Annotated in this window: 13 protein-coding genes; 12 read left to right on the forward strand and 1 reads right to left on the reverse strand. The window is 44.5% G+C overall.

Features of this window, described 5'->3' with window-relative positions; all coding sequences use genetic code 11:
* Nucleotides 1–132 precede the first annotated feature (132 nt).
* From ACTRWI_RS12840 to ACTRWI_RS12870, 7 genes are all read left to right on the forward strand, one after another.
* Nucleotides 133–1,392: an imelysin family protein gene (locus ACTRWI_RS12840; protein ID WP_499131913.1), complete on the forward strand. Its 1,260-nt coding sequence runs from the start codon at nt 133–135 to the stop codon at nt 1,390–1,392.
* A 112-nt stretch (nt 1,393–1,504) separates the two neighbouring features.
* Complete coding sequence (locus ACTRWI_RS12845; protein WP_499131915.1) at nt 1,505–2,893, forward strand: di-heme oxidoreductase family protein; 1,389 nt, start codon at nt 1,505–1,507, stop codon at nt 2,891–2,893.
* A 160-nt stretch (nt 2,894–3,053) separates the two neighbouring features.
* Nucleotides 3,054–4,115: an imelysin family protein gene (locus tag ACTRWI_RS12850; RefSeq protein WP_499131917.1), complete on the forward strand. Its 1,062-nt coding sequence runs from the start codon at nt 3,054–3,056 to the stop codon at nt 4,113–4,115.
* A complete protein-coding gene (locus ACTRWI_RS12855; RefSeq protein WP_499131919.1) occupies nt 4,105–5,190 on the forward strand; it encodes a DUF1513 domain-containing protein in 1,086 nt (361 codons plus the stop codon). The genes ACTRWI_RS12850 and ACTRWI_RS12855 overlap by 11 nt, the downstream gene beginning before the upstream one ends.
* Nucleotides 5,191–5,269: 79 nt before the next feature.
* Nucleotides 5,270–6,808: a L,D-transpeptidase family protein gene (locus ACTRWI_RS12860; protein WP_499131920.1), complete on the forward strand. Its 1,539-nt coding sequence runs from the start codon at nt 5,270–5,272 to the stop codon at nt 6,806–6,808.
* Between the two features lie 199 nt (nt 6,809–7,007).
* Complete coding sequence (gene mepK, locus ACTRWI_RS12865; protein WP_063523001.1) at nt 7,008–7,556, forward strand: peptidoglycan L,D-endopeptidase MepK; 549 nt, start codon at nt 7,008–7,010, stop codon at nt 7,554–7,556.
* A gap of 100 nt (nt 7,557–7,656) precedes the next feature.
* Nucleotides 7,657–8,310 carry an MBL fold metallo-hydrolase gene (locus ACTRWI_RS12870; protein ID WP_499131922.1) on the forward strand — a complete coding sequence of 218 codons (654 nt, stop codon included), beginning with the start codon at nt 7,657–7,659 and terminating at the stop codon, nt 8,308–8,310.
* A 118-nt stretch (nt 8,311–8,428) separates the two neighbouring features.
* On the opposite strand, the gene ACTRWI_RS12875 is transcribed toward ACTRWI_RS12870, so the two are convergent.
* Nucleotides 8,429–9,229 carry a DUF2982 domain-containing protein gene (locus ACTRWI_RS12875; RefSeq protein ID WP_499131924.1) on the reverse strand — a complete coding sequence of 267 codons (801 nt, stop codon included), beginning with the start codon at nt 9,227–9,229 and terminating at the stop codon, nt 8,429–8,431.
* Between the two features lie 219 nt (nt 9,230–9,448).
* Here ACTRWI_RS12875 and ACTRWI_RS12880 point away from each other — a divergent pair, with 219 nt between their 5' ends.
* From ACTRWI_RS12880 to ACTRWI_RS12900, 5 genes are all read left to right on the forward strand, one after another.
* Nucleotides 9,449–9,841, forward strand: a complete 393-nt coding sequence (locus ACTRWI_RS12880; protein WP_004740184.1) for a hypothetical protein — start codon at nt 9,449–9,451, stop codon at nt 9,839–9,841.
* 504 nt (nt 9,842–10,345) lie between these two features.
* Nucleotides 10,346–11,440: a TRAP transporter substrate-binding protein gene (locus tag ACTRWI_RS12885; RefSeq protein ID WP_499131927.1), complete on the forward strand. Its 1,095-nt coding sequence runs from the start codon at nt 10,346–10,348 to the stop codon at nt 11,438–11,440.
* Between the two features lie 185 nt (nt 11,441–11,625).
* Nucleotides 11,626–12,156, forward strand: coding sequence for a TRAP transporter small permease subunit (locus ACTRWI_RS12890; RefSeq protein WP_499131929.1), 531 nt, complete (start codon nt 11,626–11,628; stop codon nt 12,154–12,156).
* 9 nt (nt 12,157–12,165) lie between these two features.
* The gene (locus ACTRWI_RS12895; protein WP_499131930.1) at nt 12,166–13,449 is read left to right on the forward strand and encodes a TRAP transporter large permease; all 1,284 of its coding nucleotides are present in this window, start codon (nt 12,166–12,168) and stop codon (nt 13,447–13,449) included.
* A 104-nt stretch (nt 13,450–13,553) separates the two neighbouring features.
* A partial coding sequence (locus tag ACTRWI_RS12900; RefSeq protein ID WP_499131932.1) for a cache domain-containing protein occupies nt 13,554–14,344 on the forward strand: 791 nt, incomplete at its 3' end.

Here is a 14,344-nt window from a genome sequence, read left to right on the forward strand (position 1 = left end):
CACATATGTGAGGTTTTTTTGTATTTATCTTGCAATAAAATTGTAAGTTTGTATTATTTAATCCTTAGTGTAAATGATAATGGTTTGCACTATTACTACAAATAATAATTTAAAGCTCAACAAGGATGCTTCATGACTATCAAATCTTCAGTGACAAAAGCCGTAACTTCGTCACTCATTTTTGCCTCTGCTTCTTCTTTCGCTGCAGTAACTCAAGATCAAGTGGTAGAACATTACGCAGATATTGCACACGCGGTATTTGCTGACTCAGTAATCACAGCAAAAGCATTGAACTCTTCTATCGATACCTTTTTAGCTTCTCCTTCTGCTGGTAACTTCGAAAAAGTAAAACTGGCTTGGCTTGAATCTCGCGTACCATACCAACAGTCAGAAGTATTCCGCTTTGGCAACGTGGTTGTTGATGATTGGGAAGGTCAACTGAACGCATGGCCACTAGATGAAGGTCTGATTGATTACGTTTCTTCTGATTACCAATACGAACTAGGTAACGAGGGCGCAAGCGCTAACATCGTTGCAAACAAAACGTTCCAAATCGGTCAAACGACAGTGGACGCGACGAACATTACGCCTGAACTAATTTCCGAGCTTAACGAGATCGGTGGTTCTGAAGCGAACGTTGCATCTGGTTACCACGCGATTGAATTCCTACTTTGGGGCCAAGACCTAAACGGCACAAACGCAGGTGCTGGTCAGCGTGCTTACACTGACTTCGTTGTTGGTGCTGAATGTACAAACGGTAACTGTGACCGTCGTGGCGCATACCTAAAAGCATCTGCTGAGCTACTAGTTCAAGATCTAGAGTGGATGGAAAAGCAGTGGGCTAAAGGCGAGAAAGGTAACTACCGTCAAGAGCTTCTTTCTGAGTCTAGCGAAAATGGTCTACGTAAAATGCTATTCGGCATGGGGTCACTTTCTCTAGGTGAACTTGCTGGTGAGCGTATGAAGGTAGCTCTAGAAGCTAACTCTACTGAAGATGAGCACGATTGCTTCTCTGATAACACGCACAACTCTCACTACTACAATGAGCAAGGCATCTACAACGTTTACACGGGTCTATACAAGCGTGAGGACGGTACTCTACTTTCAGGTCCAAGCCTATTTGACCTAGTTGAGCAAAAAGATGAGCAAGCGGCGAAAGAAATTCAAAAGCAGTTTGACCTAGCACGTGCACAAGTAGGCCAGCTAGTAACATCGGCTGAGAAAAACAACCAGCACTTTGACCAGCTAATTGCTGCTGACAACGCTGCAGGTAATGCATTAGTAAACAAAACAATTGTTGCTCTAGTATCTCAAACAGCTGCAATAGAGCGTGCTGCTGGTGTGATTGGCATCGATAGCCTAAACCCAGATACAGCTGACCACGAGTTCTAATAACCCGAGCCAGGAACAAATGTAAGGGCTCTGATTGAGCCCTTAATTGTTTGCTAAGAAAAAAAACTACTTCTTTATAAAAACTAAAATCAAAAATTCAGCAAGGCAATGTATGAAGTCGTATCTATCAGCCTCACTCTTAACCGCACTGTTTTTCGTAGCTCCATTACACGCTCATGAAACCTACTCCGGTGGTAAAACAACCGTAAAGAAAGACGGGGCGAATGCTTTTTCTCTTCCTGCTGCTAACTTGCCAATGAGCAAACGCTTAGATTTCAGCGTTGGTAACAGCTTCTTTAGAAACCCTTGGGTACCCGCTCCATCATCAACTGACGCTCGTGATGGTCTAGGTCCGTTATTTAACACCAATGGTTGCCAAAACTGTCACATCAAAGATGGGCGAGGCCACGCGCCAGAAAAAGGCGATGAGAACGCCGTGTCTATGCTGGTTCGTCTAAGTATCCCAGTAGAAACACCTGAGCAACGACAAGCCTTTATTCGTGATGGTGGCATTCCAGAGCCAACATACGGCGGTCAGTTACAAGACTTTGCACTTCAAGGGGTAAAACCAGAGGGTAAGGTGAACATCAGTTACGCAGATGTGCCTGTTACTTTCAAAGACGGCTCGATTGTTACTCTGCGTAAACCTTCTTTAAAGATCACTGAACTTGCTTTCGGTGAAATGCACCCTAAAACAGAATTCTCAGCTCGTGTTGCGCCACCGATGATTGGTTTGGGCCTGCTAGAGAGTATTCCACAAGAGACGATTCTTGGTTTCGCGAAGCAACAAGCAGCGGATAACCAAGGCGTATCGGGTAAAGCCAATTACGTTCTTGACGTTCGCACAAACGAAATGGCACTAGGACGTTTCGGTTGGAAAGCTGGTCAGCCAAATCTCATGCAGCAAAATGCGGCAGCGTTTAACGGTGATTTGGGCTTAACAAGCAGCTTATTCCCGAACGAAAACTGCACCGCAGCTCAATCAACTTGTGATGATTTCCCAAATGGTGGTGAGCCAGAAGTGAGTGACAATATTCTAGACTTCGTAGAGTTCTATTCTCAACATTTGGCGGTTCCAATCCGTCGTAATGTTGATGATCAGGCAGTCATTCAAGGCAAACAATTGTTCCATGAGATTGGTTGCCAAAGCTGCCACCAAGCTGAAATTCGTACAGCCAAGCGCGAAGGTTTGCCTGCACTATCTGACCAGTTAATCAGCCCTTATACCGATATGCTGCTGCATGATATGGGAGAAGGCCTAGCGGATAATCGTCCAGAGTATCTAGCGAATGGACGTGAGTGGCGAACTACACCATTGTGGGGTTTAGGTTATACAAAAGAAGTGAATGGCCACACCTTCTTGCTGCATGATGGTCGTGCAAGAAACGTGATGGAAGCGGTACTTTGGCACGGTGGTGAAGCTGAGATGGCGAAACAGGAAGTGTTGTCACTCAGTCGTAGCGAACGTGAAGCACTGCTGGCGTTCTTAGATTCACTATAAGCTAACTTGAACTCATTTGGGCCAGAGGCTTGATGAGCGAAGCAAGTAGCGAATAAATGACTGACTGCCGCTGAGCTTGTAGAAATACGAGCGCAGCGGTCGTTTTCATATTTGATGAACTCATATAATTAAAAGAAAAATTAGGAAGTAAGGTAACAGCATGGCTCAAAAATTATTGTTAATGCCTTTGTCGGTTTTAGCCATGGCAGGCTGTCAATCATCAGGGGAGCAAGTGGCTTCGTCTGAGGTTAACGGCGTGTCTTATCAAGCTGACACGACAAGTCATATCAGTCGTAGTGTGTATCAACAGGAGTTTGACTCAGCAGTACTATTCGCTAAGCAATCGAGCGAATTAGAAGCTTTGATGCAGGGTTACTGTGAAACAAATAACGTTGAGTTAGATACCGTTAAAAATCAGTGGCAGCTTACCATGAATAGTTGGATGGCACTGCAAGGACAAGAGCGTGGCCCAACAGCGGCGCTAGAAGAGAGCTGGAATGTTCAATTTTGGCCAGATAAAAAGAACACGACGGGCCTTAAAATGCGTCAGCTGACGCAACAGAATAAAGCTTGGACGCAAGACGAAATCGCACAGCAAAGTGTGACTGTTCAAGGTTTGGGTGCTTTGGAGTGGGCGCTATATGACCAGCAATCGCCACTGCTTAAAGATAAGGCGTCGGGTTGTCTGTCTTCACAAGCTATCGCGCAAAACTTAGCAATGAAATCAGCTTCAATTGCTGAAGCTTGGCAAGTAAACCCATGGCTTGCTTTGGATGAAATGCGCTGGGAGTCTGAATACATTGCTCTTTTGACGAATCAGCTTGATTACAGCATGAAGAAGTTAAGCCGTCCGATGGCAAAAATTGGTCACCCGCGCCCATACTTTTCAGAATCTTGGCGAGCGCAAACTTCTATGACTCAACTAAAAGCGAACGTTGCAGCTCTGGAGAAATTGTATCTAGCTGACGGTAACGGCCTTGATGGCTTGTTGAGAGAGAAAGGGCTAAATGACTTGGCTGATCGTGTTGCTGATCAGTTCACACTGACATTAGAGACTTGGCCAACGGGATTGAGCTTGTTCAGTTTACTGCAGAGTAAAGAAGGTTACCGAGAAGTTCTTACCCAGTACAACAAGCTAGAACGTTTGAAGTACCTGATTCATGAAGAAGTAGCGATAGAGCTGGGCGTGGTAATAGGATTTAATGCTACCGATGGTGACTGATACTACACGAAGAAACTTACTGAAAGCAGCACTTGGGTGTGCTGCTGTCCCATTGCTGCCGTTCGGATGTGCAAGCCGTTCAGGTGAAAACGCATCGAACAAACCTCAGTTGATTGGTTGCGCGCTTAATGGTCGAGACCAGTATTCCGCGGTTGTCGCTGATGAATATGGCATGCCACTGACTCAGCTAGCGATCCCCGAGCGTGGACATGGTGTTGCCATTTGCCCAACGTCATCACATGCTGTGGTGTTTGCCCGTCGCCCTGGTGACTACTTTATGGCGTTTGACTACAAAAGTGGTGAGCAGATAAAAATGGTAGTGAAGGGTAATAACCGTCACTTCTATGGTCACGGCGTTTACTCGTTAGACGGTACTCTACTGTATGCGACTGAAGGGAAAACGGACACAAGCCAGGGCGTAATTGGCGTCTATGATGTTGCGCAAGGATATCGCAAGGTCGAAGAATTCACTGGTTTTGGTATTGGCCCTCACGAGGTGATTATCATGCCCGATGGTAATCTTGCTATCGGAGTTGGCGGTGTACACACTGATGGCCGAACACCGAAAAACTTGGATTCCATGCAGCCTAGTTTGAGCTATGTTTCATCGCGAGGTGAGCTTCTTGATCAGGTTGAATTGCTGGATAAGAAGTTAAGCATTCGACACTTAGCGCATGATGGGACAGAGACAGTACTTTGTGGCCAGCAATATCGTGGTGAACCTGATGAATATCCTTCACTTTTAGCAATGCATACGAAAGGCGGTGAGTTCGAATCCTTGAATGCAGAGCCAGAGCAATGGGCGCGATTTAATCATTACATTGCAAGTATCGCAGCATCCGATGATTGGATTATCGCTACCTCACCAAGAGGTAATTGCTACGGCATTTGGTCTAAGCAAACTAAAGAGTTAGTTGAGCTATCGGCATTGTCTGATGCTTCCGGAGCAGTACTTCTTGATGGCGAATTTAGATTAAGTTCTGGGGCGGGGAGTGTGGTTAGCCAACGCAAACCTTATGAGAAATCAACACAGCAATCCTCCATTCAGTGGGACAACCACTGGAGTTCTATATGATTCATAACGTCATCTAAAAATAAAATGCTGGCTTCAATTTCTTTGCCATACTTATGTGATGGATAAAGGTGGAGTGAGCATGTTAGCTAAATACTTCTGTGGATTATTGCTGCTAGTTTCTATGAGCACATGGAGCTATACGGGTTCTGAGGATCGTCGGTTTATTCCGGCTGATTCAGAACTCTCTTTCATGCTTATCTATCCCGAACTCACCCTGAGTATTTATCAAGATACATCATTTCCATTCTTGTGGGACTCTCCCGAGCTTGTTAAAGCGTTTGAATTCCAGTTATCGCTGATTGAACAGGCAAAGGTGGCCCCACTTTTCGATCGACAGCTTAAACAGATTCACCAATACCAATCTCGCCAGCAGTGGCAAGAGCTAGACATACTGCTTACCGACACCTTCATCTATTATCTAAGTTACGTTGAGAATGCGCCAATCATAGGTGAGGAATGGTATTTCTCTGGGCAGCTGCACTCGAAATTGCCCGCGCCTTCACCTCACATTGTTATGAGGCTTAAAAGCAGTGTCGCCAATGATTACTTATTGGAGATGGTGTTGTCTTACGCGCCACCGGTTGGCGATTTTGACCAATTCAAAGCAACCTATTCTGTTTTAAACACGGCATCAGAGCTTGGTATTGAACGCTACCGCCAGAAAGGCCTAAAACGCTTGGGAGATAAGCTTTCAGACAAAGCGACATTGGTTGAGCGCATTGCATTGGTTGGCGTAGATACTTCAATGATTGCTGTCGACTCCCCTCGGTTTGATCAAGACTTAGAAATCGCGACCAAAGCTTTTCAGCGTATGCATGGGATTACCGCGGATGGGATTATCGGACCAGACACGATCAAGTGGATCAACATGGGCTTTGATGATCGACTTACTTCCCTAGCATTGAACGCCGAGCGTGCCCGCTTATGGCCAAGAAATAGAGACTCACTGATAGTGGTGAATGTACCTAGTTTTGATATGAAGTACTGGGAAAACGGAGAAGAGGTTTTTGAGTCTAAAGTCGTGGTCGGGAGAAAATCGAGAAAAACGCCACTCTTAGAGATAAAACTTGATTCGGTGATCTTAAACCCGACTTGGAACGTGCCATGGAAAATTATGGTTAAAGATATCTTGCCTAAAGTAAAAGCCGACGAGAGCTATCTTGAAACACACAATTTTCAATTGATTGATGGTTGGCGTTCGATGGAAACCGTCGATACTACCGAGATAGATTGGCAGACGATCAACTTCAACTCTTTCCCTTATCGAATGCGCCAGCAAGCAGGCTCTAGCAACGCATTGGGTTTGTATAAGTTCAATACACCAAATAAGCGAGCCATCTATCTCCATGACACCCCAAGTAAAAGCTTGTTTAACGATGACTTCCGCGCCTATAGCTCAGGTTGCATTCGTGTTGAGCATGCCGAGGAACTCGCGGAGTTGTTATTTGCGACTAAGGTAAAGAAAGTACCCAATCAGAATGATGAACTTGCTCCCAATACAAAGGTTCGACTCAATAAACGAATTCCGGTACACATTATTTACCAAACCGTGTTGTTTGAAGAAGAGGGCATACAGTACCGTGGCGACATTTATCAATACGATAAACAGGGTGGCTAATAATAGATATAAATAGAGTGGTGATCTTGACCAAAAAATGACAACTTGCCTGCTATTGGTAAATTTATAATGAGTATCAATAACTAACCGTGCAAAGGTTACAAACACTAACGTTTTGCACGTTTTTTGTTCGTTGACGAAGCAATTTCAATTATGTATCGTGCTTTTTTTGTTCGATCTGATTGGGTTTACTTGCTGTATGTCTCAAAGTTTATTTTCACGCCGTCAGTTCCTGACTTACGCTGGTGGTACTGCTGTTGTTGCCTCACTTACTCCTTCTATTGCCTTTGCTTCATACCCTGATCAACCAAGAACGATTAGCATGAACAACCTTCATACCGGTGAAAGGTTAGAGTCCTGCTATTTCGATGGCACCAACTATATTGGTGATGAGATGGCGCGCCTTAGCAAACTATGTCGTGACTTCCGCCGTAATGAAATACACCCAATGGATAAGAACCTATTTGATCAAATTACTCAGATTCAAAATATCTTAGGCATTCAAAAAGAAGTTCAGATCATCTCTGGCTACCGCTCTCCAGCAACCAATGAAGCGTTACGCTCTAAGTCGAGTGGTGTTGCTAAAAAGAGCTATCACATGCTTGGTAAGGCGATCGATTTCCGTATCGATGGTGTTGATTTGAAAGAGTTGAGAGATGTAGCAAGAAGTCTACAAGCGGGTGGTGTTGGTTACTATGCTCGGAGCAATTTCATTCACATTGATACTGGCCCTGTGCGAACTTGGTAGAGCAAGACTCAGTAGGTGAGCAAAGCGGTAGGGGCTTGTCAAAGTAAACATCCAATGTCATAGTTTGCCCAAATTTCAGTTTGCCCTCTAAGGTTTGTATATGTCTCTTAAGTATCAAGTTGTACCTGTTACCTCTTTCGCTCAAAACTGTTCGATTGTGTGGTGTGATGAAACCATGGAAGGCATCGTTGTTGATCCAGGTGGTGACATTCAACAGCTAGCTGCAATCATCGAAGAGCTGGGCGTTAAGGTAGTGAACTTGGTGCTGACTCATGGTCACTTAGATCATGTAGGTGGTACGGTGCCACTTTCTGAGATGTTGAACGTTGAGATTGTTGGTCCACATAAGGCGGATAACTTTTGGCTACAAGGTCTAGAGAATCAAAGCCAAATGTTCGGTTTCCCTCTGTGTAAAGCGTTTGAACCAAATACTTGGTTAGAAGAGGGTGACAAATTAACGTTTGGTAACCAAGTTATCGATGTAATTCACACTCCGGGCCACACACCAGGTCACGTGGTACTGTTTAGCGAGCAAGCTCGTTTAGCGTTTGTTGGTGATGTGTTGTTTAACGGTGCCATTGGTCGTACCGACTTCCCACAAGGCGATTTCAACACGCTCATCAAATCAATCAAGACCAAGCTTTGGCCACTAGGCAGCGATGTAACTTTCGTACCGGGTCATGGCCCTGAATCAACATTCGGTCGTGAGCGCGCATCAAACCCATTTGTAGCCGATGAGATGCCGCTTTACTAAATCTCTGATTCAATACAGAACGATTGAAAATGAAGCTTAGCTTTGCTTGTGAAAGCCAAGCTTTTTTATGGTTCATCGTGGATTAGCGTGCGGATTGACTCTCTGAGCCTATTGGATGTTAATCAGAAACACGCTCGGCAGCGGCTAGGTAGCGCCGAGCCAAGCCTACAAACTCTTCCCCGCTAATATTTAGGTCATTGGTTGATATAAAAATATCGTAGTCGTGAAAACGTCTTTGGTATTTCATTCTGTTAGCGAGCATCGCCTGTAGTCCAGAGTAATCTTTGATGATGGCTTTCTCGTCACTTGATGTTTTAGAGGGTTCAGACGCAGCTTGTTTTTGGCTGTTACCAAAGTGGCTCTCTTCAGTGTTTTCTGATTCTTTAAATTGACTTAGCTCTACACAGCCAGCTTTAGTGCAGCGAGCATGGAAATGCGAAGAGTCGAGAACCATATCTTCAAAGTTGGACTCCTTACCCGCTTGCTTAGCTCCCAAGTACAAAAGTCCGCGCTGGCTGAGCAGTAATTCGCAGGTGATTTTAGGGCAGATGGAATCCAAGTAGGGTGAGTAATTTTTGACCTTAATCCCGATCCAAGGAAGAGGTTGATGCCAGCCATCTTGTTCATAAGTACACAAGCCGATTTTTTGGATATTACTCCATTTTAAAACCCATCCACCTTTATAAAAGTGCTGCTGAAAATGTGTCGGAGTGAGTGTGAACATCACTCGGCTGCGTAGCATTAAATAATAGCCTGTTCCAAGCAGCGTAATAATGCAAAAAGCGCCTACGATCACTAACTTTGGATTATCGCTATAGAGTGCAATGATGAAGCAAATAAAGCCCAAAATAACAGCTAGAATACGGTATGCTCGTGTGAACGAAGGCAAAGAGAAATTAGTGAGATGACGAGTGTTCATAGGTAACACCAAGTTTTCATATTTTGTCTGGATGGATAACCAGTGTATATGACCCTGAATTGATAAGTTGATGTTTAAATAATAGACGCTAGTAGACAATATCGGTATTTTTCGTCGACTTTCGGCGCTTCACTCTACAAATAGCTCCTGTTTTTTGGTATAAATCGCGCTTCAAATTTTCACCACTGCGAAAAGAGCAGTGAACTGGAGAAATATTCAATGAGACTTGCTCATAAGCGTAAGGTGCAGGCTAAACTGCAGAAACGCACTAAAGCGGCTGTAGTTAAAGCAGTGGCAACGCCGAAAAAAGCGAAGCCTGTCGCAGAGAAAGTTGTAGCAGAAAAAACTGTAGCAGCAAAACCAGCGGTAGAGAAAACAGTAGCAGCAACTAAAGAAGTTGCAGTAGCACTGACTCCTAAGCAACAACAAGTTCTAGACATCGTTGTTAGCAATGCTGAAGGCATTAACCCTAAAGGTATCGGCCTAGCAGCTGGTCAAGAAGACGCGAAAGCAGCTTCATGGGCAACAGGCGCATTGAAAAAACTTCTTGAAGAAAACCTAGTAGCGAAAGAGCAGCTAGCAGGTAACAAGGTTATCTACAAAGCTATCTAATCTCACGGGATGATTTTCGCTTCGTTAAGTTTTTAAGCCTCGATTATCGAGGCTTTTTTGTATCTGCAATACAAGGCTCGCTCTTATACTTCTTCCAAATTTGTTGTTCGCTTATTCAGTCTACCGTCTGGCTCTGCCTCTCATCAGTGAGCACCAAATTAGGGCGAACCCTGATTAAAACATCGATAATCTCTCCCGATTCATCAAGCGATGAATAGAGCTTCATCACGAAATAGCAAACAATTGTTAATACGGCTTCATTGTAACTACTTAGGTATTGATCAATACGAATTCTTCGTGTGAATAGTCTAAGTCCTTTAAAACTGGCGACAGTCATTTACCTCCTACGTAGTTCTACTTAGTTCTTTGGTCTAATACGTATCTTTGTGCGGAGTATCCGTGCGTGCTCTCCCTGATATCTTGTTGCCTCATCGCGGTGCACTCTTGTGTTGAATCATAAAAAATGCTCAAAGAAAGAGTGTTAACCCAACAAAGGACGTGAACATGAGTCTCATTTCTAACTCACTCACACGAGTTTTTAAAAACGTAGCGGTGACTGCTGCGGCTTGTTTAGCTTTGGTCGCTACTGGTGCAACAGCTGCGGATAAGGTTTACCGTTTAAAACTTGCTGAAACATGGGGACCAAATTTCCCAGTTTTCGGTGATGCTACGAAGAACATGGCGGCGATGGCTGAGAAAATGTCGAATGGTCGACTGCAAATCAGGATCGATTCAGCGAATAAACACAAAGCCCCTCTAGGCGTTTTTGACATGGTTAAGTCAGGTCAATACGACATGGGTCACTCAGGTTCTTACTACTGGAAAGGTAAAGTTCCAAACACTCTTTACTTCACATCTATGCCTTTCGGTATGACGCCAGCAGAGCAATACGCATGGTTCTACCACGGTGGCGGTATGGAGTTAATGGAGCAGGTTTATTCTCCACATAACTTGATGTCGTTCCCTGGTGGTAATACGGATATTCAGATGGATGGTTGGTTTCAAAAAGAGATCAACAGTGTTGAAGATTTAAAAGGTCTGAAAATGCGAATCCCTGGTTTTGCGGGTGAAATCCTAGCAGAGCTTGGTGCTAAGCCGACAAACATTGCCCCTGGTGAGCTTTACACATCTCTAGAGCGTCGCACGATTGATGCACTAGAGTGGGTAGGTCCGTCACTGGATCTGCGAATGGGTTTCCACAAAATCGCGCCTTACTACTACACAGGTTGGCATGAGCCCGGTTCAGAGCTTCAATTCCTAGTGAACAAGCGCACTTGGAACAAGCTTCCTGAAGATCTACAAGAAATCTTACGTGTTGCAATGCGCACAGCGGCTTACGACATGTACACACAAGCAACGCACGAAAGTGGTAAGAACTGGGTTTCTATGAAGACTGAATACCCAGATGTACAAGTGAAAGACTTCCCGCCAGAGGTTATGTCTGCAATGAAAGAAGCGAACGATCGCCTACTTGCTGCACATGCTGAGAAAGATGAGCTAGCAAAAGATATTCAAGCTTCACAAGCTGCTTACCTAGAGCAAGTACGTTCATGGACGGATATTTCACACAGAGCTTACCTAAATAGCCAAGCGAAATAATCGCTCTTTATGAACTAAGTCTAAATGAACCCAAAGCTTTTCTTATTAAGTATTTAAGAGTGAATAAGCTGAGGGTTTATTTAAAACATAATAACTAACCTGTATTACTCTCAAGAACCTTTTCTACGTCCTACAGCTTGTTAATTCAGCTGCACGATGTCTTTTCAAATTCCATGGAGTCGGGAATGCGAAGTCTAATTTATATTGAACGCATGTTTAATCGCATCGGTGATGCACTGGGATGGCTTTCCAGTATGTTGTTTATTTTACTTATCGCCAACGTCGTGTATGACGTTGTCATGAGATATGCATTCAACGATGTCTCAATTGCCTTTCAAGAGATGGAATGGCATCTGTTCTCTGCTGTTTTCCTACTAGGTGTGCCATATGCCATTAAAGCGGGTGGCCATGTTCGAGTAGATGTGTTCTACGAGCAATTGAGCTTTAAGGCGCAAGCTATTATTGACCTGCTGGGTACGCTTATCTTTCTTCTTCCTTTTTGTTTACTGGTTACTTGGTTCGGCATCGATGTTGCCAAAGAGAGTTATGAACTGGGTGAAACCTCAGGCGATCCTGGTGGCTTGCCATATCGCTGGATCATCAAAACCATGATCCCGTTGTCGTTCTTTTTGATGGCACTGAGTGGCGTAGGTTTGATCCTGCACTCACTCAACAAGATTTTTAATCCGCACCTTATCCATGTAAATCATAAGTAGAGGCTAAACATGATTGGAATAGTAATGTTTTTTGTAGCCTTGTTTGCACTTTTACTTGGCTTCCCAGTTGCGTTTACCTTTGGTGGTATCGCCTTAATCTTTGGTGTTTGGGCTGAAGGCATCGAAATGTTTGCCTTTATGCCATATCGAATTCAATCGATCATGGAAAATACGGTACTGATGGCCGTTCCATTATTCGTTTTCATGGGGCTTGTTCTGCAAAAGACCAAGCTTGCTGAGCAGCTACTTGAGTCTATGGGCCGCTTGTTTGGTGGTGTACGTGGTGGTATCGCGATTTCTACAGTACTGGTAGGTTCGCTACTTGCTGCTTCAACTGGCGTGGTTGGTGCTTCTGTTGTTGCGATGGGCCTTATCTCTTTGCCTGTAATGCTTAAGTACAATTACGACAAAGGCTTAGCTTGTGGCACCATTTGTGCTTCAGGTACCTTAGGTCAAATCATCCCACCATCGATCGTTTTGATTCTACTCGGTGATGTACTTGGTGTTCCGGTTGGTGACTTGTTCCAAGCGGCAATTTGGCCGGGTGTAATGCTGGTGGGTGCGTACATTGTTTATATTCTGATATACGCAAAACTTAACCCTACAGCCGCTCAGCCTATTGAGCGTGACGATTCAATCAGCCGTAAACAAGAAGTGATTGATGCGCTAAAAGCGATTCTTCCGCCGCTCGCGTTAATCATTGTGGTACTGGGTTCCATCTTTGCGGGTGTGGCGACGCCGACAGAATCTGCTGCATTAGGTGGCGCAGGTGCGATGATACTTGCACTGCTATATGGTCAGTTTAGTTGGTCAATGGTGTATGACGCTTCTAAAGAAACCGTAAAGGTAACGGCAATGGTGTTTGCAATCTTGCTCGGTGCGACCGCTTTCTCGATGGCGTTTACCTACACTGGCGGTGATTATCTGGTAGAAGAGTGGATGCTGCAGCTTCCGGGTGAGAAATGGGGCTTCCTGATCATTACCATGCTAGTGATTTTGATTCTGGGTTTCTTCATCGATTTCGTAGAGATCTGTTTCATCATCGTGCCAATCTTAGCGCCTGTTGCTGAGTTAATGGGTATCAACATGACGTGGTTCGCTATCTTGATTGCAATGAACCTACAAACCTCCTTCTTGACGCCACCATTTGGTTTTAGCTTGTTCTACCTAAAAGGTGTGGCACCAAAAGGCGTAACGACCAAAGACATCTACCGAGGAGTGATGCCTTTCATTGTGATTCAGATACTCGTACTTGGGTCACTTCTCGCGTTCCCTGCGTTTTATGGAATGTGAGTGACGCCAAGAATGTGAACGATACGTTTCAACGGCTATCTATAAATTGCTAAAATAAAACGGCTTATTGATGTTCAATAAGCCGTTTTTCGTGAGGAAAAGGAATGCCTCTAAAAGCCAAGCTGATTCTGCTGACACTACTCCCGTTGCTGCTGGTTACGGCGAGCATTAGTTGGATCTCGTTACACCAGACTAAAACCCTGGGTGATAAAGAGGTCCAGATCTTCAGAGACAGCTTGATCAAATCCCGTGAAAATGCTCTTAAGGACACTGTCGATCTGGCTTTCGACGCCATCGAACACATCTACAACGATCCCGATATTCAAGAAGCCCAAGCTAAAACGGAAGTTCGAGACATATTGTCTAAACTTAGATATGGCGCGGATGGCTATTTTTTCGCTTACAATCATCATGGGACCAATCTCGTTCATCCGATACAGCCGGAATTGATCGGCCAGAATTTACTGCAACTTCAAGATGAAGATGGCGATTTCCTGATTGAAGCCTTATTACGAGAAGCACAAACCGGAGGAGGCTTTCATCAGTACTTGTGGCAAAAGCCATCGACAGGTGAGGTGGTCTCTAAGCTGAGTTATGCCGCTTGGTTGGAACGTTGGGATTGGATGATTGGTACGGGCTTGTACATTGAAGATGTGCATCAAGAAGTCGCTTCAATGCAGGCTGCGATCAACAAGAACATTGAAACCACGTTTTTCTCTATTGTGGTGATCTTGAGTGTTACCGTGGCGGTGATCATCGTACTGACTTTAGCCATCAACATGCATGAACATCGTATTGCCGATAACAATTTGAAAGAGCTGGCTCATAAGACGGTGATGTTTCAAGAAGACGAGAAGAAGCATCTCGCGCGTGAGCTGCATGATGGTATTAATCA

The sequence above is a fragment of the Pseudoalteromonas sp. G5_S1_14_S5 genome (assembly GCF_054968605.1).